The 25,259-nt window shown below is 38.1% G+C and carries 24 protein-coding genes; 22 read left to right on the plus strand and 2 right to left on the minus strand.

Going from position 1 to position 25,259, the window contains the following annotated elements; genetic code table 11:
* Positions 1-4: 4 nt before the first annotated feature.
* Positions 5-1,306, minus strand: coding sequence for an aminotransferase class I/II-fold pyridoxal phosphate-dependent enzyme (locus ACE1ET_RS06630; protein ID WP_473774471.1), 1,302 nt, complete (start codon positions 1,304-1,306; stop codon positions 5-7).
* Positions 1,307-1,545: 239 nt separating this feature from the next.
* On the opposite strand from ACE1ET_RS06630, the gene ACE1ET_RS06640 reads away from it, so the two are divergent.
* The 8 genes from ACE1ET_RS06640 (at position 1,546) to ACE1ET_RS06675 (ending at position 6,981) form a co-directional block, all read left to right on the plus strand.
* Positions 1,546-2,022 (plus strand): CD225/dispanin family protein, encoded by a 477-nt coding sequence (locus ACE1ET_RS06640; RefSeq protein WP_375727591.1) that lies wholly within the window; start codon positions 1,546-1,548, stop codon positions 2,020-2,022.
* A gap of 34 nt (positions 2,023-2,056) precedes the next feature.
* Positions 2,057-2,407 (plus strand): DUF2752 domain-containing protein, encoded by a 351-nt coding sequence (locus ACE1ET_RS06645; protein WP_375727592.1) that lies wholly within the window; start codon positions 2,057-2,059, stop codon positions 2,405-2,407.
* A gap of 164 nt (positions 2,408-2,571) precedes the next feature.
* A complete protein-coding gene (locus ACE1ET_RS06650; RefSeq protein ID WP_375727593.1) occupies positions 2,572-3,216 on the plus strand; it encodes a DUF6629 family protein in 645 nt (214 codons plus the stop codon).
* A gap of 29 nt (positions 3,217-3,245) precedes the next feature.
* The gene (locus ACE1ET_RS06655) at positions 3,246-4,082 is read left to right on the plus strand and encodes a hypothetical protein (protein ID WP_375727594.1); all 837 of its coding nucleotides are present in this window, start codon (positions 3,246-3,248) and stop codon (positions 4,080-4,082) included.
* 483 nt (positions 4,083-4,565) lie between these two features.
* Complete coding sequence (locus ACE1ET_RS06660) at positions 4,566-5,240, plus strand: helix-turn-helix domain-containing protein (protein ID WP_375727595.1); 675 nt, start codon at positions 4,566-4,568, stop codon at positions 5,238-5,240.
* A gap of 263 nt (positions 5,241-5,503) precedes the next feature.
* Positions 5,504-5,716 carry a helix-turn-helix transcriptional regulator gene (locus tag ACE1ET_RS06665; protein WP_375727596.1) on the plus strand — a complete coding sequence of 71 codons (213 nt, stop codon included), beginning with the start codon at positions 5,504-5,506 and terminating at the stop codon, positions 5,714-5,716.
* Positions 5,703-6,017 carry a HipA N-terminal domain-containing protein gene (locus tag ACE1ET_RS06670; RefSeq protein ID WP_375727597.1) on the plus strand — a complete coding sequence of 105 codons (315 nt, stop codon included), beginning with the start codon at positions 5,703-5,705 and terminating at the stop codon, positions 6,015-6,017. The genes ACE1ET_RS06665 and ACE1ET_RS06670 overlap by 14 nt, the downstream gene beginning before the upstream one ends.
* A 4-nt stretch (positions 6,018-6,021) precedes the next feature.
* A complete protein-coding gene (locus ACE1ET_RS06675; protein WP_375727598.1) occupies positions 6,022-6,981 on the plus strand; it encodes a HipA domain-containing protein in 960 nt (319 codons plus the stop codon).
* A gap of 156 nt (positions 6,982-7,137) precedes the next feature.
* Here the strand turns inward: ACE1ET_RS06675 and ACE1ET_RS06680 are convergent, their stop codons facing one another.
* Positions 7,138-7,473 carry an antibiotic biosynthesis monooxygenase gene (locus ACE1ET_RS06680; protein WP_375727599.1) on the minus strand — a complete coding sequence of 112 codons (336 nt, stop codon included), beginning with the start codon at positions 7,471-7,473 and terminating at the stop codon, positions 7,138-7,140.
* Positions 7,474-7,603: 130 nt separating this feature from the next.
* On the opposite strand from ACE1ET_RS06680, the gene ACE1ET_RS06685 reads away from it, so the two are divergent.
* From ACE1ET_RS06685 to porX, 14 genes are all read left to right on the plus strand, one after another.
* Positions 7,604-8,206: a MarR family winged helix-turn-helix transcriptional regulator gene (locus tag ACE1ET_RS06685; RefSeq protein WP_375727600.1), complete on the plus strand. Its 603-nt coding sequence runs from the start codon at positions 7,604-7,606 to the stop codon at positions 8,204-8,206.
* 2 nt (positions 8,207-8,208) lie between these two features.
* Positions 8,209-9,045 carry an SDR family oxidoreductase gene (locus ACE1ET_RS06690; protein WP_375727601.1) on the plus strand — a complete coding sequence of 279 codons (837 nt, stop codon included), beginning with the start codon at positions 8,209-8,211 and terminating at the stop codon, positions 9,043-9,045.
* 205 nt (positions 9,046-9,250) lie between these two features.
* Positions 9,251-9,748 (plus strand): cysteine hydrolase family protein, encoded by a 498-nt coding sequence (locus ACE1ET_RS06695; protein WP_375727602.1) that lies wholly within the window; start codon positions 9,251-9,253, stop codon positions 9,746-9,748.
* 247 nt (positions 9,749-9,995) lie between these two features.
* A complete protein-coding gene (locus tag ACE1ET_RS06700; protein ID WP_375727603.1) occupies positions 9,996-10,967 on the plus strand; it encodes a phosphatidylserine decarboxylase in 972 nt (323 codons plus the stop codon).
* Between the two features lie 443 nt (positions 10,968-11,410).
* The gene (locus ACE1ET_RS06705) at positions 11,411-14,110 is read left to right on the plus strand and encodes a glycoside hydrolase family 127 protein (RefSeq protein WP_375727604.1); all 2,700 of its coding nucleotides are present in this window, start codon (positions 11,411-11,413) and stop codon (positions 14,108-14,110) included.
* A 143-nt stretch (positions 14,111-14,253) separates the two neighbouring features.
* Positions 14,254-15,036: a 2-oxo acid dehydrogenase subunit E2 gene (locus ACE1ET_RS06710; RefSeq protein ID WP_375727605.1), complete on the plus strand. Its 783-nt coding sequence runs from the start codon at positions 14,254-14,256 to the stop codon at positions 15,034-15,036.
* 64 nt (positions 15,037-15,100) lie between these two features.
* Positions 15,101-16,720: a TIM-barrel domain-containing protein gene (locus tag ACE1ET_RS06715; protein ID WP_375727606.1), complete on the plus strand. Its 1,620-nt coding sequence runs from the start codon at positions 15,101-15,103 to the stop codon at positions 16,718-16,720.
* A 233-nt stretch (positions 16,721-16,953) separates the two neighbouring features.
* Positions 16,954-17,442, plus strand: a complete 489-nt coding sequence (locus ACE1ET_RS06720; protein WP_375727607.1) for a T9SS type A sorting domain-containing protein — start codon at positions 16,954-16,956, stop codon at positions 17,440-17,442.
* 12 nt (positions 17,443-17,454) lie between these two features.
* Complete coding sequence (locus tag ACE1ET_RS06725) at positions 17,455-18,525, plus strand: fibrobacter succinogenes major paralogous domain-containing protein (protein ID WP_375727608.1); 1,071 nt, start codon at positions 17,455-17,457, stop codon at positions 18,523-18,525.
* 121 nt (positions 18,526-18,646) lie between these two features.
* Positions 18,647-19,114, plus strand: coding sequence for a lipocalin/fatty acid-binding family protein (locus ACE1ET_RS06730; RefSeq protein WP_375727609.1), 468 nt, complete (start codon positions 18,647-18,649; stop codon positions 19,112-19,114).
* A 186-nt stretch (positions 19,115-19,300) separates the two neighbouring features.
* Positions 19,301-19,780, plus strand: a complete 480-nt coding sequence (locus tag ACE1ET_RS06735) for a hypothetical protein (RefSeq protein WP_375727610.1) — start codon at positions 19,301-19,303, stop codon at positions 19,778-19,780.
* Between the two features lie 61 nt (positions 19,781-19,841).
* A complete protein-coding gene (locus ACE1ET_RS06740) occupies positions 19,842-20,612 on the plus strand; it encodes a putative signal transducing protein (protein WP_375727611.1) in 771 nt (256 codons plus the stop codon).
* Positions 20,613-20,965: 353 nt separating this feature from the next.
* Complete coding sequence (porW, locus tag ACE1ET_RS06745; RefSeq protein WP_473774473.1) at positions 20,966-23,680, plus strand: type IX secretion system periplasmic lipoprotein PorW/SprE; 2,715 nt, start codon at positions 20,966-20,968, stop codon at positions 23,678-23,680.
* A 24-nt stretch (positions 23,681-23,704) separates the two neighbouring features.
* Positions 23,705-25,258, plus strand: a complete 1,554-nt coding sequence (gene porX, locus ACE1ET_RS06750) for a T9SS response regulator signal transducer PorX (protein WP_375727613.1) — start codon at positions 23,705-23,707, stop codon at positions 25,256-25,258.
* Position 25,259 lies beyond the last annotated feature (1 nt).

The raw sequence follows: 25,259 nt of genomic DNA on the forward strand, positions 1-25,259 counted from the left end.
CTGGTTAAAATTTTAATGCATATTCACAAGCCTCTGCCATCAGTTTTACAGCACGCTTAAAAACGTCAGGATCTTCGAACCCATAGGATAAACGAAGCTGATATTTTGCCTTTTCCGTTTTGCTGCAAATGGTTCCGGGAATATAAACCAAACGTGGATTCTTTTCGCCTTTTCCGTCAACGTCCGGATCACCAGTTATACGTGACAAAAAATTAAAGAATGGAGATCCTTTATCCGTACGAATATTTTTAAATGTGATATAAAAATAGAACGCTGCATCGCCACCGGAATACGATTCAATGTATGGACCAAGATGTTGTGAAAACTGACTTTTAATAAATGCGGCCTTCTGCTGATAGCCTTTATTCACTGTTTCTTTTTGAATATGGATATAGTGATCCAACAGCCATCCTGAAATTTCCTGATTGATGAGCGGAGAACTGAAGCCGATATCCGAAGTGCGCTGCGTGAGGATTTTTGCAAAATCGTTATCCGGACAGATAATATAACCAATACGCAGTGCCGGAGCCAGAATTTTCGAGAGTGTGCCCACCTCAAACACCTGGTTCCCTTTATCATACTTTAAACCCGATACCGGCTTTTCCATCTCCGGATTGTGAATAATATCTTCGTATGCTTTATCGAAAATTACGGGTATTAATTTTCCGCTTTCTTCACTCAATTTTTGAGCGATCTTGACAATAGCTTTCCTGCGCGCGTTGGATAATATAACCGTAGTGGGATTATTAACTGTTACAATGTAGAAGAAACTGACATCATAGGAACTGACTTTTGTTAATTCGTTTTCTAAAAGTTTGGTATTCAGTCCTTCCTCATCTTCAGGAACAGCCAGGATTTTAAATCCTTTTCGTTCCAGAGTTTCGGTATAGATGTAGTAATACGGATCTGCCGTAATCACTATTCCCGGCTGCAAAATATCAGAAAGTGCATCAAGAATACTGGTGGCACCGTTTGCTCCAATCAGAATTTTTCGGTTTGTAAAATCCTTATCTTCAAGTCCTCCAATATTGTATCTCGTATAATACGACCGGATGGAGTTGCGCAGATTTGGTGAACCATCCGCACCACCATAATTCAGCGCGTTCCGGTAATGGTCGGGATGCGACATAATATCACTGTAAGCTTCACGAATAGCTTCCACGGGAATGGTTTTATCGTTCACATAACCTACACCGAGATTAATATCAACACCTTCCCTAAAATCTTCCGCAAATTCAGCCGTCAGCTGATTAATTGCCGAAGGTATTAACGATGATTTTGCCAGTGAGGAAAATGGATAGTCCATCTGATATTTTTTTCAAAGTAAATCAATAATGACGGGAATTAAAATAATTTTAGTCAGTGTATTATTTATAACGAGAATGAATTATATATCCGGAATTGTGAATCAATTTCTTTTTTCTAACTTTAATTTTCAATAGCTGTTTTTCTAACTGTTTGTTGTGAACCACAGAAGATCTAATATAATCAGAACAAACTGAACGTAGTTAAAAAAAGTTTTATAACCAAAAAAGCCAATCTGGAATGAAAAAGTATTTTTACACAGATGGGACCAACAAATTTGGGCCCTTTACAATTGAAGAACTTAAAGAAAAGGGTATTACACGTGAAACCAATGTATGGTTCCAGGAGTTGGGTGAATGGAAACCAGCCGGTTCTGTTGAGGAACTGAATGAACTATTTAGAAACATGCCACCTCCATTAAATAAAACTAAATCTAATGAACACAATATTGAAAATCTTACTTTACAAAAACCGCCAAAAACCTGGTTAGTGGAATCTATTCTGGTTACAATCTTATGCTGCCTCCCTTTTGGTATTGCAGGGATAGTAAATGCGTCAAAAGTTGAATCACGATTTTATTCCGGAGATGTTGAAGGAGCAAATAAATCCTCTGCTGATGCAAAGAAATGGACAACCATAGGTCTTATCCTGGGAATTGTAGGTACCGTGATTTATTTAATATTAGTTCTTGCCGGTGTGGCCAGTAGTCAATTTTAAGAAAATTTTAAACTGGGGAATTCCTGTATCAATTATGATTGTGTTGGTATTCCTTTACAGAGAATATAATCCTCTCAACAACATTTATTTTCCCAAATGCCCTTTTAGATCATTAACGGGTTATAAATGTCCCGGATGTGGTTCTCAGAGGGCAATACACTATTTGCTAAATATTGACATCTACAATGCCTGCAAACAAAATTTTTTACTGGTACTATCAGTTCCATATTTACTTTCAGGTTTCATTCTGGACAGGATAAAGAGGCCGGGACCAAAAACTTTAAAATGGCGAAAAACATTATATGGTAAATACGCGATCATAATAATACTAATAATAATAATCGCGTTCTGGATACTCAGAAATATATATTCAGCACCAAATTAAAGTGATCCCACAATAAACCCAGACGACTGTTTTATTAAGTAACTGATCACTTTTGAGATTTTCTTTCTTTTTACTAATTTTAAATAATTGATTTGTACGTCATTAATATAAAACTATCGAATATTTGAATATAAGTAATCATCATCATTAATTTTAAAAACTAAATGTGTTTTTCAGCTGAGGTAAGTTTTGGAGCAAGTGCCGTGATATCAACGGTTGGTATAATCGCCATCAGAAAAAGTTCGGCAAAAGAACAAGTGTTCTTTGCCATGATCCCTCTGATGTTTGGTATTCAACAGTTCTTTGAAGGCTGGCTCTGGGTTGCCTTACAAAACGAAGGGTACCGTACCACCGAAATGCTCGCAAAATATGGCTTCTTAATCTTTGCCCAGCTGATCTGGCCGGTTTGGGTTCCTCTGTCCATATATATGATCGAGAAGAACCGAAAACGAAAACGTATAATTGGCGGCGCACTTATGGTGGGAATCGCCATGTTTATTCTGCTTGCCTATCGTATGGCCGCATACGATGTCACTGCACATATTGACCATCATCACATCTATTATACCGTAGGACATTTTGATAGTACAAACTGGTGGAGCGGCGCACTTTACCTGCTACCTGCCGTTTTCCCGTTTATCTTTTCAGGTAACAGAAGGATCAATTTTCTCGGGGTCATTATGTTACTGTTTTTTGTGATCTCAAAAGTATTTTATCTGAAGTATATGATTTCGGTGTGGTGTTTTTTTGCAGCCATAATGAGTATATACATATTGTATATTCTGAAAAAACAGGAACCTGAAACATAACCGTAAATTGATTAAACAAGGCCAATATTATGAAACGTTTAACACTCTTTATTGCCACAATTCTTTTAACGCTTAATGCTGGTTCAGTAAGCAGGACCGATTCTGCAGGCACACGTTTTAATATGGACAAAGACTTTCTGCTGGTTCAGTATGATTGTAAAACAGACGTAGACGACCTCCATACCATTGCAGCCTTCAGATCCCTGACTTCTGATCCTCTATTTTCTGACCTTCATTACTATGCCGTTGCCGGAGCTTACGGCATTCAGGACGGGTTGTATGTTCCTCCGAATAACCTCTTCAGACTGGCTTTTGGGAATAAATGGTCCGATGCCCATGAAAACGCAGAAAAGGCAGTGAAAGAAGTGATAAAGAAGGTAAAAGCTACCATTAAAAATAATGGTGATATCTGGATTGCGGAAGCAGGACAATCTGATTTTACGGCTAAACTTGTGAGCGAATTACAAAATGCATTCCCGGAATTAAATACACAAGGACGCATTCATGTGGTTCAGCACAGTGATTGGAATGAAAAGTCCACATCGCCGGAAAGCCTTGCGTATGTAAAAAAGAACTGCGACTACATTAAAATTCCGGATGGGAATACCGTGGGCAACGGATCTCCAGGCTTCAGGGATGGAGATTATACTGATTGGAAACAGGATATTTCCAATGAGAAACTGGCCAACATCTGGCAACTGGCCTCTGATATCTCAACAAACTATAACGGTGAAGACAACAGGTACAACAACAGCGCAATTGCAAATGGCGGCCTTGACTTCTCGGATCTCTCAGAAGTATGCTGGATTTTTGGTTTGGAGGTTATAAAGGATGCCAGACAGTTTTTTAGGCTCTATGTAAAATAACCAGGTCGGTAACGCGCTTACAGTTGACCCGTTAATCAGTTCAAATCACTTAGAATTTGTATGTTAATGGGATATTTACAAAAATAAGAGTTTTATAAGCAGCAAAAAAGGTGCATCTACATCACAAAACCGGATTTTTATTACCTTTATTCTATTAACCGAAAATCTTTTAAATACACAACCTTACATAACAATAACCTTAAAAAAGTAATCCGAAAAGCTGGAATTAAAACATAACTATATTATGGCTAATACCGGAATATAATTAATAGTAATTATATTACCACGTTGGCATGCATATAGAAAACCAGGCAATGCAAAAAAATAACTTAATCTTTTGATGTTTAAAACGTTAAATAACAGTAATAGATAATCAATAATTAAAATGTCAGGTTTATGGCGTATAAATGTCCTATTAAAATCATCTCTGATTTTTGGAATGGGTATTTGTTTCTCATAAACTTGTTTAATCTAAAATGAATCATGAAACAACCTTATTTAGGTAAAAAAGTTCTAAAACTTCGAAAAGCAAAGGGACTAACTCAGACTGAATTAGTGGAGAAATGTGGTATTACAATAAGAACTCTCCAACGGATTGAATCAGGTGAGGTTACTCCAAGAGCATACACAATTAAAGCGATATCTGAAGTTTTGGATTTTGACTTTTTTGATTCCTTAAATACTAATAAATTAGTTAGAGAAAGTAACAATATGTTATATAGACTCGAACAGGTTTATAAATACATTATTGATTTATTTAACTTAAAAATTAACACAATGAGAAAATTAAAGATTTTATCTATTCCAGTTATTTTGATTTGTATCGTTTTAATGACAGTTAGTTATAATGCAAATGCCCAACGTAGAATTCATAAAAAATTAATAGGTACATGGCAAGTTGTGAAAATTGACAATACCGAAAACCAAACCCAGGAAAAGTTTATAGATTGGATTTCCTTTGAAAAAGAAGGAACTGTTCAATTAGGGAATCATGTTACGACTAAATCTGGAACTTGGACGTATAATGAAAGTAAAAGTTCAATTGTAATCAAAATCGAGAAAAATCCTATGACCGAATTTAATATTACAGAATTTTCTAAAAAGAATCTTACTATGGAAAACAAAGAAAATATAATGTATTTAGAGAAAAATAAATAAAAACTACCGCCAACAAATTGTAAATTGCATTGTGGGGTTCGTGCGGTCCGTCAGCTGGCGGACAGGAACGCTCTCCGAAATCCGCCCCGACAACATGTTCCAACCGTTCTAGCTAATTATACCCAATCAGGTATATTACACCTTAAGCCGAAATAAAGTATACCTGAAAAGGTATAAAATCTATTTTTAAAAAATAATTTATACCCGAAATGGTATATTATAAATAAAAATCATTATATTTATACCCTAAAGGGTATAGTTGCATGAATAAATTAAGTCAATTCGTAAAAAAAAGAAGGAAATCCCTTGGACTAACTCAAGAAGACCTTTCTTTCAAAGCTGGTGTAGGACTAAGATTTGTTAGAGATTTAGAGCAAGGAAAAGAAAGTTTACGAATGGATAAAGTTAATCAGGTCCTAACGTTATTTGGCCATGAGCTTGGTCCAATACAATCAGAAAGAAATGAAGAAAGCTAGAGTATATATGTATGATAAGTTAACTGGGACATTGACGGAGGACGAAAATGGATTCCATTTTGAATATGACCAATCATACCTAAAATCAGATAATGCAGAGCCAATAAGCTTGACACTGCCACTCACGGATAATGAGTATATAAGTAAAGTGATGTTCCCCTTTTTTGATGGATTAATACCTGAAGGGTGGTTACTCGATATAGCCCAAAAAAATTGGAAGTTAAACCCTAGAGATAGGATGGAGATATTGCTAAAGACCTGTCATGATTGTATCGGTGCAGTATCAGTAGAAGAAATTTAGACCTATGAAAAACAAATGTTTATACTGCTACAAAACAATAAATTCCACAGATTTAGATACTTCTGCAGGTCAGGAAGGCTATCATCCAAAGTGCAGCAAAAAGTTTTACGGTAAACCTACACCTCCCTTATTAGACTTTACAGAAGATCAAATATTACAATTGGCAGAACAAGTAATTAAAAGCCATAAAACCTTAACAGGGGTACAACCCAAACTGTCACTTGGGTTGAGTAATGAAATTAATGCACCTGAACGTTTTACCATTGTTGGATTATGGGGGGAATATATATTGAAACCCCAAACTGAATTATATCCAAACCTGCCTGAAATAGAAGACTTAACCATGCATCTAGCCGAATTAAGTAAGATTAAAACGGTTAACCACTCATTAATAAAACTCAAATCAGGACAGCTAGCCTATATCACAAAAAGGATTGATCGGAATAATGGCAAAAAAATACATATGGAAGACATGTGTCAATTAACAGAAAGACTAACCGAACATAAATACAAAGGATCTCACGAACAAGTTTCAAAGGCAATAAAGAAATATACTGCGAACCCAGGATTAGACGTAACAGATTTTTATGAATTAGTCCTGTTTTGCTTCCTAACAGGTAACAATGACATGCATTTGAAAAATTTCTCATTGCTAAAAAGTAATCTGAAATATGATTTGTGCCCCGCATATGACCTGGTTGCATCAGAATTAGTTGTAGAGGGAGACGATGAAGACCTAGCATTAAACTTGAATGGTAAAAAGAAAAAAATTAAGAGAAAAGATTTTGAAACTGCAATGGCAGGAGCAGGCATAGATCAAAAAGTAATTGAAAACATATTTAAAAAATATAAAAAACTAATTCCTAAATGGGATCAGTTTATAATTGAAAGTTTTTTACCAGAGAAAATGAAAGATGAATACATCTCTCTTATTAAAAGAAAATCTATTCAAATTGAACTATAAAAACTGGCTACAACAATGTTTGTAGTGCAAAGCACCCTGCGGGATGCGACGACACCATACACGAACTGTTGTGTTTAATGCTAAGAGACATCGTGCTACTCATAAAAGAATAAGCTAAAGGATGATTTTAATACACCATTCAGCTTTTCTGAAAATTTAATCGTGAGATTCAACGTGCCAAGCCTGTTCAACAGTGTGAAACTTAGCCTTGATGTCTGTTGTCCAACTTTTAACCTTAGCAGACAAACCTGATTTCATGATTTTTTCAGCGTGTTCGCTTTTCATGAAGTTTGTAAATTTATCACGACTTGTCCATAAAGAGATACCTGTAATAGGACCGTTCCTTTGTTCGGGCTTCAATGACATGCTCATTAATGCGCCGTCCTGTTCTTTAATCATTTCAGAAGTTTCTTTTAGCATGTTTAATACTTCATCAAAATGTTCATCTTTTGGATAATAGTTCTCTGTTACTAAGTACGGTTTTGTATCCATTTTATTCAAATTTTAAGTTATTGAAAATACAATACTATGTTTTCGATACAAATATACGAATTATACTTCAATTACATACTTAAATTGTAATTGTTTTGTATGTTTTTGACATATTATGTATATTTGGATTATGAATAATTCATTACATATTGTAACAGAGTTGGTTGAACAACTTAAAAGGTTTGAAAGCGAAAAGGGGCAAGAACCGAAGGACATTAAAGAATTTACCGTTTGGTTAAATCAAGTTGTTTTTGAGCATCATACTTCATTGGAGTCAGGTAAAGAAGAAACTGAGATTGATATGGAGTTAACTTTTCTTCTGATAATGCAAAGCAAACATTACAAAACATATTGTAAAGAAGCATTAGTTGAAACCGAAATAAATTCTCCTGACGAATATAGTTTCTTATATCATTTAAGCTTAGTTGACAGTTTTAGAAAGATGGAATTAATTCACATTCACCTCTTAGAAGCTCCATCTGGAATAGAGGTTATTAAAAGACTGTTAAAAAAAGACTTTATTGAGGAATTTGATGACCCCGATGATAAAAGAGCTAAACGTGTGAGAATAACTGAAAAAGGGAAACAAGAAACCAAGCGGTTAACACCAAATATGAAGAAAGTTTATTCCAAAATGACGGCAGAAATGTCATTTAAAGAAAAAACTCAAGTAATAACATTTCTTAGAGAACTAAACGATTATCATTCAACCCCAAAAGACAAAAGGAAATAACTATGAACAATAAGATATGTTTAATAACTGGTTGCAACTCAGGTATTGGAAAAATTACTGCAATAGAACTTGCTAAAAAAGGCTTTGAAATTATCATGTTAGTGCGTGATAGTGAAAAGTCAAGAATAGCATTTGAAGAAATAAAAAGTGCTTCCGGAGGAAAAGTAATTCTAAAATATGTTGACCTTGCATCACTTGATTCTATTAAGAAAATATCGGAAGAAATTAAATCACAGTATGATAGAATTGATATTCTTATAAATAATGCAGGATTGTTTAAAAGAAGTCCTGAGACATCGGTTGATTCTTTTGAAATGACATTAGCAGTAAATTACTATGCTACATTTGTTCTTTCAATTCTTATGATTCCATTATTAGAAAAAAGTAAAAAAGCGAGGATAATAAATCTAACTTCGGAATTATACAAACGTGGCAAGGTGAATTTGGATAATGATTTTGGTATTGAAAAGTTTGATGGAAATAAAGCTTATGCAAACTCAAAACTTCTTGTTGTTTATTTTACAAAGGAACTTTCAAAACGGTTAGAATCAAAAAACATTAGTGTAAATTGTGTTCATCCAGGTGTTGTTGGAACTGATGTATTTAGAGAGTATCCGAAATGGTTTGCTCATTTTATAAATTTATTGATTTCTAAACCAACAGAAGGTGCTAAACCATCGGTTTATCTTGCAAGCTCTGAAGAATTGGATAATGTAACAGGTAAATACTTCTACAAGAAAAAGCAAAAAGATTCAGAAAAGATAGCCAATGATTTAGGATTATCAGAAAAGATTTGGATAAAAACGGAAGAATTGACAGGGATAAAATATGCTGAATAAAGCACTAAAACACAACATTTTGTATATCCCATAGGGGTTTCAGCGGTTTTCGAGCATCACAGCTTTTATCAATTTAAGGTTTAACTGTCAACCGGAACGCTCTCCGAAATCCGCCCCGAAAACATACACCAACCGTTGACAGCAAATGAACTATTGACAGTGTTATGGACGATGAAGAAAAACAAAAAATTAATGCAGAAAAACCATGCAGAAAAAGTCTTTAGTGGTTATTGACATTCAGAATGACATTACCAAAAACTATAAAGAAATCATTGAAAATATTAATTGCTCAATTGACTGGGCAGTGGAAAATGAAATCCATGTCGTTTACATCAGGCATTATAACTTATCAGACGGCACAAGGACTTTCAAACCTGATACGCATGGGTCTGAATTAGTTTCAGACATGAAATTGGTTTCTAATCATATCTTTGAAAAATCCAAAGGTAATGCATTGACCAGCCATGATTTTGCTGACTTTATCAGGAAAAATGAAATAAACGAATTTTACATTACCGGAGCAGACGCCATTGCCTGTGTGAAATCAACAGTATTTAATATGTGCAGGAAAAATTTTAAGGTTACAGTCTTATCTGATTGTATTACGAGTTATGATAAAAGGGAAATTGATGAAATGCTGAATTATTATGAAAAGAAAGGCAGCAGAATAATTAACCTGAACGAACTGATAGATTCTGAATAAAGATGCCAGCAGTTGGCAAAGAGCATATGTCATAAGGGTTTCACCAGGTATTCATGCGTTCTGGTCCGCTCAAATTTTCGTGTAGGCTGGCAGGAGTATTAGAAATACCGTACGTTTCATATACTTATCCATTAGCAACAATTTAAATTCGACGCAACAGAATCCGGGAAAAGAGTAACTGATTATTTATTGTAGCGTTTAATAACGCATTGAATTATCTTTGCTTCTCGTGGCAAACAAAGCAAACATGAAAATAACAAAGACTAAAAAGAGGTGGGGCATCCTTTTTCTGTTGCTTGCAATCCTTATCAGCATAGCCTTTTATCCGCTTAAGCCTCAGGATCCCATTCACTATTATGAAAGAGAAACCGGGCACATAAAAACAGAAAAGGTAGCCGGAGAAAAATGGTTGGTATGGTTGTACTACAATCCGGTAGGAGAAGCAACGTTATGGGCTTTGGTGAAAAGAAAGCTGGTTTCATCGGTCTATGGTAAAATGATGGATCGCCCTTCTTCCGCAAAAAAGATACAGCCGTTTATTGAAGAATTTGATATTAATATGAGCATTGCTCAGGAACAAAAGTTCCAAAGTTTTAACGATTTTTTTACCCGAAAACTTAAAGAAAATGCAAGACCAATTGATACCGCTTTCAATACTGTTGTATCGCCTGCCGACGGAAAAATTATGACTTATGCCGATATAAACAATTCCGATTTTATTATAAAAGGATTTCGCTTTGATGTATCTTCCTTTCTGGATGATCCGGATCTTGCACAAAAGTACCACGATGGTTCTCTGCTTATTATCCGGCTGGCCCCGGTGGATTACCATCGTTTTCATTTTCCGGTCAGTGGAAATTTATCTCCGGGCAAAAAGATTGATGGGGACTATTATTCCGTCAATCCCCTTGCATTGCGTAAAATGGTTAACATCTTCTTTTTAAATAAGCGGGAATATACAATTATTTCAAATCCGCTGTTTGGTGATGTTATCATGGCCGAAGTTGGTGCCACAATGGTAGGAAGCATTATACAAACGTATACCGGAAATGATGTAAAAAAAGGGGAAGAGAAAGGCTACTTTAAATTTGGAGGTTCTACGATCGTACTACTGTTTGAAAAAAATAAAATCCACATTGATGAGGATTTATTGAAAAATACAGTGAAGGGATACGAAACGACTGTTAAAGTGGGCGAAAGAATTGGTGAGAAAAAATAAAAGGGTTTTAACCCTACATTTTGTGTATTTACCGGACAACAGAAATTCGTATTTCATAATTGTTTATCTCTCTTGCTTTTAATGATTTAATTCGCTACTTTTAGTGGCACTATTAACTTAATTATCACCCCACTGTATGCATTGCTGTATATTACAACAACAGATTGTTATTCCCAAATAAGGCTATAAAGTTGATTATACCGGTATATACTTTTCAGGGTGTTTCAGGCTCATGAAGCGTCATAAGATCTTAGCTTACAGTTTTCAGTTTTATCCGTATAACTAATGGATGAACAGATATTTGTTTGTGTGAAAGGATGTGGAGGGAATGCAAAACGTGAATAATTATATCCATGAATTGAGAAAACTGAGCCGGTGCAGGATATAATGCCAAACTTATTGGGGTAAACCCTCCGGAATATATTAAACTAATACTTACCAAAATGAAACACTTTAACAAAGCACATTTTAAACTGCTACCTGCATTATGCCTCATTCTGATAATTTCAGTATCCTGTTCTGAAACAACAAATTCTGATGGGCCAAGGAATCTGGCAAATATTGCCAATGCCAGCGGTTCATTTCGCTATATGTCCCGGCTTTGGGGATTAAATGACGGGCGTACACCCACAGATTCCACCAGATGGAGACCCAGACAGAGTAACAGAAGACGAATGCCAGCAACACCACAATGGATTGAATACAGCTGGGATCACCCGGTAAAGACATCTGCAGTGGATTTATTTCTTTGGGATTATTATAAGGTTATTCCATTGCCTGAATCGTACCGCATTACCTACTGGAACGGATCGGATTTCATTCATGTCCCCAATGCCAAGGGTTTGGGCCTGGAAGCAGGAATATATAATAAAACAACCTTTGACTCCGTAGAGACAACAAAACTACGGATTGAAGTGGATTCTTCCTTTTTCCTTCCGATGAATGTTATAGAGTGGAAGGTTTATGCCAGCAGTGATGCACCAACCTATCCACCTATTGTGAATGCAGGTGAAGACCGTGATGTAATGATCGGCGGTAAAACCTGGTTATCTGGCGATGTTAAAGTAGTTGATGCACTGGACAAGCTGAAATGGAAGAAGGTAAGTGGTCCGGGTAAGGTATCTTTTAGTGATCCGGATTCCATTAAAGGAACAGCGAGCTTTTCAAAGCAGGGTGAATATGTGCTTTCATTAACAGCAACAGACGGCAAATCACACGGATCATCAGATATTATTGTAAGGGTGCATGATCTTCCACCAAAGGACAGGCTGGATGTGGTTTACACGAAAAAATACAGCATCGATAATCCGATGTGGGATTCCAAAGCAAAATCCATTATTGTGAATTGGATACCGCATTGCATCAGGATGATTGAAAGTACAAACCTGGAACAGGGACAGGGCGGACTGGATAATTTTATTGAGGCTGCAAAAGCACTTCGCGGCGAACCGCACGGACCACATCTTGGATACGTATTTTCGAATGCATGGGTACACCAGACCATCGAGTCGATGTGTATTGCACTGATGGTTGATCCCAAAGGTGACAAAGAAATTATGGCATCACAGGAGCATATGAAAAAAACACTGGAGAAATGGATCCCGATCGTGCTTGCAGCGCAGGAGCCGGACGGATATCTTCAGACTGCTTTTACCCTGCGGGATACAACAAGATGGAAAGAAAGATGGTCTCCTGCTCAACGTGGTACTCATGAGGGATATGTTGCGGGCTATTTTATTGAGTCTGCCATCAATCACTATACCCTGACCGAGGGAACAGATAAACGGCTGTATGACGCAGCAAAAAAACTGGCAGACTGCTGGGTGGACAATATCGGACAGGATAAAAAGGAATGGTTTGATGGTCACCAGGAAATGGAGCAGGCATTGGTACGCTTCGGCCGTTTCGTCAACGATATGGAAGGAAATGGTCGTGGTGACGACTATATTAAACTAGCCAAATTTTTGCTAGACAGCCGCGAGGGAGGAAACGAATACGACCAGAGCCATCTTCCTGTAACACAGCAGTATGAAGCGGTAGGCCATGCCGTAAGGGCAGTATATAACTATTCGGGAATGGCGGATGTGGCAGCAGAAACCGGTGATATAGATTACCAGAGTGCCGTGATGTCCTTGTGGGATAATATGGTGAACAAAAAATACTATGTCACCGGAGGTGTTGGCAGTGGTGAAACCTCTGAAGGGTTTGGCCCCAATTATTCGCTACGCAATTCTGCTTATTGTGAGTCTTGTTCAAGTTGCGGGCTTATCTTCTTCCAGTATAAGATGAACCTGGCATACCACGATGCAAAATATGCAGACCTTTATGAAGAAACCATGTATAATGCCCTGCTGGGTTCACTCGACATGGAAGGTGAAAACTTTTACTACACAAATCCGTTGGTTTCAAATTATAAGCGATATCCATGGCATGTTTGTCCGTGTTGTGTCGGCAATATCCCAAGGACACTGTTAATGATTCCGACCTGGACCTATGTAAAAAGTCCGGATGCGATTTATGTAAACCTGTATATTGGAAGCAGTATAAAAGTTGAAAACGTTGCAGGAACGGATGTGCAAATGATCCAGAAAACAGACTACCCATGGAATGGAGATGTGTCTGTTACAGTTAATCCTGAAGAGAAGAAAGAATTTGCACTCTATGTAAGGGTTCCGGACAGGCATACCAGTGTTCTGTATAGCTCTGACCCGGAAGTGCAGGGGATTGAAATGCTTACCCTGAACGGTGTTGAGATTACTCCCGAAATTGAAAACGGATATGCAGTGATTAAAAGGGAGTGGGAAAAAGGCGACAACGTTAGTTTCTCCCTTCCGATGGAAGTTCAGCGCATAGCTGCAGATGAGAAAATTCTTGCAGATACGGGCCGGATTGCCTTAAGATATGGTCCGTTAATTTACAATGTGGAAGAAGCGGATCAGGAGAATATCGATAAGAACATAAGTAATGATCCTCTGACGCCGGTCTGGAGAGACGATCTTCTGGGTGGCATAGTGACCCTGGAAGGTAAATGGAATGATGGCTCTCCTCTTGTTGCCATACCTTACTACGCCAGGAATAACAGAATACCTGACGGTGATCATCCGGAACATGCAAGATCCATGGTCTGGATCAAGGCAGAATGACAGCGTTTGACTGGCAAGAAAAGCGGACTGGTTCAGCCGGTATGTTCCGGCGGCCGGGCCTGCCTGCCGGGTAAGTCATTTAACCTACAAGGCATGAACGATAACATTTAATACCTGGTACAGTACGCTTAAACAGCATGTGAATGGATGCATATAAAATCCGTACATTCCCGAAGTCAAGAATTGCCACAAATGATGTGTGTGCCATTGGTCGTCAGAAACATCATGTTACGGCACTGATTGAAATTGACGTGTCTGAAAGCAGGGAAAAAATTAAAGCGTGTAAGAAGACACGGAGAATTTCATTCACTGCATGGCTGATTAAAGTCATTAGTATCACTGTGAAGGATTACGAAAATGCCACAGCCTATCTTAAGGGAAAACGAAAAATTGTGGTTTTCAATGATATAAATGTTTCACTTGCTGTAGAAAAGGTATTAAACGGACAACGAATTCCGATACCGGTCATCATCGAAAAGGCACATGAGCGCAGCATTGAATCGATAACGCAACAAATAAACGAGGCAAGAGATCAGCAATTGGCTGATAAAGACGTTGTTCTGCAAAAAAGAACTAACAGACTGGAACAAATCTATTATGTGTTACCCGGATTTATCAGGAGATATTTCTGGCGTTACCTCGTAAGACATCCCCGCCTTGCCTTCAGTAAAATGGGAAATATCGCCTTTACGTCTGTTGGCATTACCGGTAAAGGAAATACATGGTTTATTCCGTTATCTGTACACCCGGTATGCTTCGGGATCAGTAATATTTCCAAAAAACCGGTTGTTGTGGATGACAAAATAGTGATCAGGGAAATGCTTCAAATGACCGTTTTACTAGATCACGATGTTATAGATGGTGCACAAATGGCCCGGTTCTTAAGAAAACTGTCTGAAAATATTGAAAGAGGGATTGGTTTATAAAAAACTTGAATACTCAACAGAATTATCCAATTAAAAGCGGATCATAGCATAAAAACAGAACCAAATGAAAACGATAAAAATCATTCTGATTATTCTGACTCTTTCCTCTCAAATAAGAGCACAGGAAACTCCCAAACCCGCAATTACACCCTACTGGGGATTTGGTCACTGGATATGGGAAGATCAGTTGCATACCTCAAATACTGTCAGGTACCTCATCGATGGCTACTCCAGGTACAATATTCCTGTAGATGCTGTCATTCTGGACAGCCCGTGGTCATCTGCCTATAATAATTTTGAATCAGATACCGCCCTTTATCCTGATTTTGAAAATATGCTTAATCACCTGCACAGCAAAAATATAAAACTGATTTTATGGTATACCGGATTTGTGAACAAGGAGTCACGGGAGGTTCCTTTAAACCAGTCCCCTCTATATGAACCAGCTGTAAACATGGGATATACGGTTAATAATGGAAGCCTGCACAGTTGGCATAAAGGAAAGGGCGCACACATTGATTTTACCAATCCTGAAGCAAAAGCCTGGTGGCACAAACAGGTGGATAAGATCTTAAAACAAGGCATTGATGGCTGGAAAGTAGATGTCAGCGCCGAATGGTTAGACGAAAATGTATCAACTTCCATCGGCAATTTATCAAATAAAGAATTTAAATATTATCATTACCAGGATGCATTTGAATATGCCCGGTCCATAAACCCCGATTTTTTATGTTACACGTACGGACATGTGCATGTTAGAAATCGGTATCTTGATATGGCACCTCAAAACTACTCTCACTGCCAGTGGACGGGTGACTTCACCGGAGATTTTAAGGGCCTGCTCAACCAGCTAAATTTCATCTACCTGTCAGCTCAAAAAGGATATGGAGCCCCTGCATGTGAAATAGGTGGATACTGGGGCAAGCCATCCGATAATAAATCCTTCATTCGCTATGCTCAACTGGCGAGCATGGTACCTGCCATGGTGAATGGTGGCCGGGATGGTGCCCTGGGACATCATTTACCATGGAATTACAGCGAAAAAACCATAACTATTTACAGGGACTACGTAAACCTGCACCGGAAACTTGTGCCCTATCTGTTCAGTACATCTGTAGAAGGACATCTGAAAGGCCACTCCATCATAAAGGAGTGCTCCAATGAGAACAATACTCATATGCTTGGGGATGCCATTTTCGTAAAACCCATCACAACCGAAAATGATACCGTCAGTATTGTGTTCCCGGATGAGCACCAATGGATTAATTACTGGGACAGCAAGGAAGTATTTTCATCTTCAGATACAATTACAAAATATTATCCCATAGAAAAATATCCTGTTTTTATGAGGGCCGGGTCTATTATACCTGTCGCAAACAGTGATAAAAACAGTATTGAACTCCTGATCTATCCGGATGGTAAATCAGAATATGTTTTTCACAAACCGAGCGGACAAGGCGTTGATTACACGGATATCCGGGTTACGATGAATGCAATAAAAGGGACATTAGAAATAAATTCACCGGATGCATACAATTTTCAGCTGAAGCTGATGTGCTTTGATGACCCCAAATCTGTTTCAGGAGCCGACAGGTATCAGTATAATCCCGAAAGTTCTGAACTGTTACTGGAAAAAAACGGGAGCAACTTTAAAATTAAGATCAAAGGCTTAGCAGCCTATTAACATGATATTCTGAACGAGATGAATACATGTCAATTCAGTGCAAAAACACATACAGACAGATAAAATGTTTATCCTGTTCTTGTTTTTAAGTAGCTAAATAACTACTTTTATTTTTACTAAAGCGAACTGTAAAACAACCTGTTTACATTCCTGTAATTAGATATGTGTACTTTTATTCGGGATATCGTAACCATGCGGAATGAATAATAGGGATAAATTTAAAATGCTGACAAATGTTAAAGCTAAAATTAAGTTTAACAATCCTGTTCTTTTTATGTATGTATGTTAAGCCCATTCAAGCTCAGGAAAACGTTAATACTGCCGGAGGTATGGCAACCGGGAGTGGAGGATCTGCAAGCTATTCCATAGGACAGCTTACATGCCATACCCATGCAGGAACAAATGGTTCAATGGCAGAAGGTGTACAACAGCCATATAAAATTATGGTCGTAACGGAATTAAAAGAAGCTCAAAGCATAAACCTTACAATTTCAGCTTATCCAATTCCTGCAATTAACCATTTAACACTGGATGTTAAAGACTTTAAGCTTTCAAACATGCACTTTCAACTCTATGATATAAGTGGGAAACTTTTATTAAATGAAAAGATCACCAACACACAAACAAGCATTGATGTAAGCAAACTTGTTCCTGCTATTTATTTAGTAAAGGTATTTCAGGGGCAACAGGAAGTGAAGACATTTAAAATAACAAAAAATTAAGACCAAAACGTAATGAAAAGAGTATTAATCATTTTGACAGCCATCGTATTTACGGTAAGTGTGTTTGCTCAGTCACCCGAAAAGATGAGCTATCAGGCAGTAATCCGGGATGCAAATAACAATTTGTTACCAAACCAACCTGTTGGGATGCAAATAAGCATCATACAGGAGTCTCCCGATGGTACTGCTGTATATATTGAAACTCAAACGCCAACAACCAATGCAAATGGTTTGGTAAGTATCGAAATAGGTACCGGTATGGTAGTGAGTGGTGATTTTATAAATATAGATTGGGCACAAGGACCATATTTTATTTTAACCGAAGCTGACCCCACAGGAGGAACTGATTATACCATTACAGGTACAAACCAGCTATTAAGCGTACCCTATGCTTTGCATGCAAAAACTGCTGAAAGAATAACCGGGGATAATGCATTAGAAAATAAAGTTGAGGCGATGGAAAATATACTAATTAGTTTAGGACTTTATACTGTAACGGATATTGACAGCAACATTTACAATATGGTAATAATAGGCAAACAAATATGGATGAAAGAAAATCTGAGAGTGACAAGATATAACGACGGTGAACAAATTGAACTTGTTACAGACGGAACAGAATGGACGTACCTGAATTCACCTGCCTACTGTTGGTATGATAATGACAGCACTGCAAATGCCAAACTATATGGTGCTTTATATAATTGGCATACTGTGAATACAGGAAAACTGTGTCCCTTTGGTTGGCATGTTCCATCAGAGGGTGAGTGGATAACATTGTTTGAAGCACTGGGAGGAGATACAATAGCTGGAAGCAAACTAAAAGAAACCGGAAATATTCACTGGACAACTGCAAACACTGATGCCACCAATGAAAGTAAATTCACGGCCCTGCCCGGTGGATATCGCGCTGTTGATGGTAACTTCTACCATCTGGGTTTTAAGGGACATTGGTGGAGTTCAACCTCATCTTCTGATACTCATGCAATTAAAGTGGATATTAATGCTGAAAATGGTGTTATAAACTCCGGTGGTGGCAATAAGTCTATGGGGGGAGTGTCTGTTCGTTGTATAAAGGATTAGTGTAAATATTGATTGTACTAAGAATAAGCATTCTAAAAAACGAAACGCCAGTAAACAGTCATAAAATATTTGGATTTATTTTCTTAGATTGCACTAATTATAAACTTATAAATCAATAATTATGAAACACCTAACACTTCTATTATTTGTTTTGGCTCTGTCCAGTGCATCGTTTGCTAAAAACGCAGATTTTTCAGGAACCTGGAATATTGACAAATCAAAAAGCACTTTGAATGAACAGTTTAGCATGGCACCCAATCAGCTTATTCTGACTCAGGATAAGAATACATTAACGATTGAAAAACATTCTACATTTCGTGATCAGGATTTTACATTTACTGATAAGCTTACGCTTGATGGAAAGGAATGCATTAACAAAGGCTTTCGTGATAGTGAAAAGAAATCAACAGCAGTATGGTCAGATGATTCAAAAACGTTGATTGTAACAACAAAAATACCGATGCAGGATGGTAATGAACTGACACTTGTGGAAACATACCAACTGGTGGATTCGAATTTACAGATCAACGTCAAAGCATCATCGTCGTATGGCGAATCAGAAGAAACTTACGTTTTTGCTAAAGAGTAGACAGGACATTTTTAAAAGATATTCAATTTTATAACCATTTCTGATAACACGACCTGTCCCAACAAAGGAGGACAGGTCGTCTTTATAAAACGGAATAATATTTTACTACCACGAAACCATTCTTCGCAAGTTAGAAGTGATAAGTTTACAAGTAGTAATGCCCTAAAAACCATAATAAAAATCACCATGCCCAGACTTAAACTCAATACATTCGTTTTATTAAGTACTGCAATACTTTTGTTGCTGTCTGTTTCCTGCGAAACCGATTCTGATTTTACCAGCATAAATGATAGCAGAGATTGGCAGCTAAATGACGATTTTTCACAAAAAGAGAAAAACCTGTTTGATACCCTTGACTTTAAGAAAGTAGCTAAATTCACTGAACCTGACAATCAGGAGTATCAAAGCATTACAGGTCACATCTCATTCTATCCAAACCCGTTATCTGATCATGGGAATCTGTCTTATCCCAATAAGAATATGATTCTGAACATCGTTATAGTGGATGAAATGTACAACATAAAAATGTCACATAGAAGTACTGCTAATTTGTTGGGGTTTGATTTTAGATCCTATAAAAACGGATATTACCGAATGTATTACGTGGTTCAGGATTCACTTTTTAACATTGTTCATAAAGGGCATGGTGATATTAAAAAGGAATAATGGCTGATTTTTTTATATCTTAGTAAGGAAAAGTCCGTTTGTCTGTTTTAAAAAGATATTTATGAACCTCAAAACCATTCACATATCCAATATGCCCATTGAATGCCATATTTTGAAAGGCAGGCTTGAATCGGAAGGTATTGAGTGTTATATTTTTGATGAAAATCTGGTTTGGGTGCATCCATTCCGGTCCGTTGCCATTGGCGGGGTTAAGCTCATGGTTCCCGAAGATCAGTACGATAAAGCGAAGCAGGTATTACAGGCTATTCAGGATGTGAACCTGGTGGATGATGCCGGAAGCTATGCCATGGAAGATGCTGTTAACGGCGCCATGGAAAAGGAGGATGAGATATTGCACATAAAATCCATTTTACGCCATGATCCCGAACTTCTGGATCAACCCGAAAAAATTGAGAAAAAACTGATAAGTACCAAAGAACTGGAAGATCTTATCACTGCAGAAAAGCAGTTCCTAAAACTCTCGCAAAGAGATAAGACTCCATCGATTGGTGAACTCATCCATGAACTGACCGACTTTAATTTTGACGTACTGAAAAATCTAAGACCCAATCCCACGGAATATTACCTTGAAAAGGAAGATGTTGAGAATTTTACACATCAAAAGAAGGATTTTGGTATCGTAAGTTGCCCGCACTGCGCATCAACGAATGTCCGTTTTGATGATGCCATCGATTATAAATGGGATATCCCATACCTGTTTTTTTCACTTATTACCATGGTGCCTTTTCCTCCCATCAGACATAAATACCACTGCTTTAACTGTGGAAAAGATTTTAAAGTCAAACATCATTCAAATCAGAACAATTCGTGACAAAAAAATCGCAAATCGGATTTAACCTTTAATAACTATGGATAAGTTCCTCCTTAATAGCATCTTGTCTCCACGGGACAGTCACGGAGAGAATTTATACTGGTGAAAAATCTAATAATCTAAAAATTGAAGTTCGGTCAGGGACGTAACATAAAAATTAAAATGATTTTTTATTTTTATTCAATCGTAATTAATCCTGTAACTTTTCATAAAAAAGCACTCATCTGCATAAATCAATCGCCTAAAAAAAATAAATTTGCAGTTATTGTGTTATTATGTAAGTAAATCGTTAACATTCATCAATTTTGAACCGTAATTTTAAAACCCACATATACTTTCTTCTGGCGTTAATTTTGATTGTTGCCGGGTGTTCGACCTCTCGTAATACAAGGCTTTCGCGTACATACCATGAAATGACCTCACGTTACAATGTATTCTTTAACGGAAATGAGGCATTTCAAAAAGGTGTAAAACGTATAGAAGATGGTCTTCAGGATGATTATTCACAAATCCTTCCGCTTTTTCCATACAGTGTGCACAGCAACCTTGGAAAATCGGATAAGGAAATGGATTATGCCATTGAAAAAGCAAAAAAACTCATCAAAAAGCATTCTATCAGGAGCAAACCAAAGTTCAAATCAACACGGTCAAACGATAAGGCATATGTGGAGTGGTTCCGCCAGGAGGAATTCAACAGCATGGTTAAAGAAGCTTATATGCTGATGGGGAAAGCGCACTTTTATAAAGGTGAATTTCTTGAATCCATAGGCATTTTCAATTACATCCGTCGCCATTTCTCAACTCAGGAAGTCAGGTACGAAGCAGAGTTATGGATGGCACGTGCCTATACAGAAATGGGATGGTACTACGAAGCTGAAGATATACTGAAGAAAGCCAACGACGATAATTTTCCAATCCGTCTGACAGGAGAGTTTGCAGCAATTTCTGCCGATCTGGCTTTAAAACGGGAACAGTATAAGGATGCAATTCCTTACCTGAAAGAGGCCATCGCAGAACAAAAAGATAAAAAAATAAAACGTCGTTACTTGTACATTCTGGCGCAGTTATATCAGAAATCTGAAAACTTCGAAAATGCTGTGGCAACTTACAACCAGGTGCTGAAAATGAGTCCTCCATACGAAATGGAGTTCAATGCAAGAATACGCCTGACTGAAGTATTTCAGGGGAAAGGCAATGCAGAAGGCATTAAGAAGGAATTGCGTAAGATGATCAAGGATGAAAAAAATCAGGAATACCTCGATCAGATCTACTATGCAATTGCTAACCTTGAACTTTCTCAGAATAACGTGGAAGCCGCAATAGAAAATTATGAGCTGTCTGTTGAAAACAGCACGAAGAATAATGTACAGAAAGGATTATCGCAACTTACGCTGGCCAATATTTATTTCGATCGTGGCGAATACCGTTTGGCACAGCCTCATTACGCCGGTGCGGCAACAGCTTTTGGCGATGAATATCCGGGTGTACGGAATATCCGTAACCTGGCCAATGTTTTGAACCAGATGGCAGAATATTTCGAGGTGATAGAATACCAGGACAGTATGCAGATGGTGGCCTCTTTAACACCACAACAACAAAATGTATTGATAGACGGCATTATTGAAAAAGTTAAAGAAGATGAGAAACGGGCCGCTGAAGCTGCCGCAAAAGGTGAATCCATTCTGAATCTTCCGGGTCAGAGCGACTGGTACTTTTATAATCCACAGCTTGTACAAAGAGGACGCGAAGAATTCCAGCGAATATGGGGCAACCGTAAGCTTGAGGATAACTGGCGAAGAAGTGTAAAAATGGACACTGGTTTTGGGAATATTGCACAGGATCAGGATACAGAGGAAGATACTGCACAGGTTATGGATAACAAAACCCGGGAGTTCTACCTACAGAATATTCCGTCATCTGAACAGGAAATAAAAGCGTCAAACAATAAAATAGCTATGGCCCTGTTCGGCTTGGGCGAAGTTTTCCGGGTCAACCTGAACGATTATGACAAGGCTATTGACTACTACAACCAGTTGATCAGCAGGTTCCCGAAACACGAGAAGATACTGGATGCCTATTTCGGGCTCTACCAGTGTTATGAGAAGAAAGATGACGTTGCGCAGGCAGAAGTCTATAAGCAAAAAATTATTGATGAATTCCCGAACAGCCGGTATGCAACCATTTTGTCTGACCCGGATTACATGAAGAAACTGGAACTGGCGAAACAGGAACAGGACTCTTTATATGAGGCCTCTTACAAAGCCTACATGGACGGAGATTTCAATGCAGTAACTTATAACTACCGTCAGATTATTGAGAAATATCCGGATACGGAACTGAAGCCGAACTTTATGTTCCTGAATGCACTCATCACAGGATCGAATCAGGATTCTGCAGAAGTATTCCGCAAACAGCTTACGGAACTTCGCACTCAGTACCCTGATGAACGTGTATCGGAACAGGCTAAAAATATTCTGGCTCAGCTTGATGCAGGTAAAAAACTGTCGGGTACCGGCGCTACTCCCGGATCGTTGCTGAAAAAACGCGATGCACTTCTGGAGGAACTTGGCATGGAAGCATTCGTGGATACCACTGGGGTATTAAACGAAACCGGCGAACGTTCGTTATATACATATGACGAAGATGCGCTTTACTACTTTGTAATGCTCATCCCTTCGGGTAGGGTAAATGAAAACCAGTTCCTGTACGAAGTCGCCCGGTTCAACTTTACCAAGTTCCTGATCAAGGATTTTGATCTGTCGTGGCTCGACTATAACCAGGATACCACCATACTTATCATTAACGGGTTCAATGGTCTGGACGAAAGTTTGTGGTATCAGCGTACATTTATCCTGGATCAGTCATTATACGAGATCCTGAGTGCCATCCCGTATGAACGTATGGTTATTTCGGACCGTAACTTCAGGGCATTGGTAACCACCAGGGACCTGAAAGAATATAAACGGTTTTATGACAGATTCATAAAACCAAAGGAAGGAACCATTCAGGATCCTTTTAAAAAGGATGATCCGGATAATGAACCGCCCGGAAAAGCGTTAAATAACTGAACGCACTAAAACAAAAGGAGTACTATGGATGATATAAAAATTTTGTGGGCTGATGATGAAATGGACCTGCTTAAACCCCATGTGATGTTTCTTCAGGGCAGAAACTACGAAGTTGTAACCGTTCTGAGTGGCGATGAAGCCATTGAAGCGTGTAAAAAACAAAGCTTCGACATCATCTTTCTGGATGAAAATATGCCGGGAATGACCGGACTGGAAGCACTGGAAACTATAAAAAATATTGATCCGGGTGTCCCTGTAGTGATGGTGACCAAGAGCGAGGAAGAAAATATTATGGATGAAGCCATTGGTGGTAATATTGCCGACTATCTGATTAAGCCGGTAAATCCAAACCAGATGCTCCTTTCCATTAAAAAGAATGTGCAGTCGCGCGAAATACGGAGCCGCAAGGTAACGTCTGATTACCAGTCCACTTTTACTCAACTGAGCCTGGAAATTAACGATTCCATGGACTGGGAAGACTGGATGAAAGTGTATGAAAAACTGGTATTCTGGGACCTGGAACTTGACGGCACCAATAACCCGATGAAGGAGGTACTACAGATGCAGCAAAACGAAGCCAATCATTCATTTTGTAAATTCATCAGTAAAAACTATGTTTCGTGGTTTACCAACAGGCCTGAAGATAAACCGATGATGAGTCCTGACCTGTTTAAAGAACGAATTTTTCCGCTGCTCGATAAAGGTGAAAAAGTATTTCTGATTGTAATTGACAATCTGCGTTACGACCAGTGGAGAGACATCAAGACCATTCTCAGTGAGTACTACTCCTTCGATTCAGAAGAACTTTACTACAGTATTCTGCCTACTGCCACGCAGTATGCACGAAATGCCATTTTCTCCGGTCTGATGCCGGAACAGATCAAAAAGATGTTTCCGGATTACTGGGTGGACGAGGACGAAGAAGAAAGCAAGAATAATTATGAAGATGAGTTACTGGGCACACAGATAGAACGGTTCAGAAAGAAATATACACATTCGTACAACAAGATTTTTGATACCGCCGCCGGAGGAAAGCTGGTGGAGCAGATCCCTAATCTTTTACATAACGATATCAATACAATTGTACTCAACTTTGTGGATATGCTGTCGCATTCCCGAACTGAATCCAAAACTATACGCGAACTGGCTTCTGATGAAGCGGCCTATCGCTCACTGGCGATTTCCTGGTTCAAGCACTCCTCTACCATTGAAATTTTCAAGACACTGGCAGAAAAGAACTGCAAAGTGATTGTGACAACAGACCATGGAACCATCCGTGTGAAAAACCCGATTAAGGTGGTTGGTGATCGCAATACCAACACCAATCTTCGTTATAAGGTTGGTAAAAACCTGGGGTATGACCGCAAGGAGGTGTTCGACATCAATCGTCCGGATCAAATCTCATTGCCATCCATTAATGTGAGCTCAAAATATATTTTTGCCTATTACAACGATTTTTTTGCCTACCCCAACAATTACAATCATTACGTGAATTATTACCGCGATACGTTTCAGCATGGCGGAATATCCATGGAAGAGATGATTGTTCCGTTTGTGGTTATGAGTCCAAAGAAATAAT

It is taken from the genome of Quyinboa mangrovi, assembly GCF_042219825.1.
GTDB lineage: Bacteria > Bacteroidota > Bacteroidia > Bacteroidales > UBA5342 > JBHJHP01.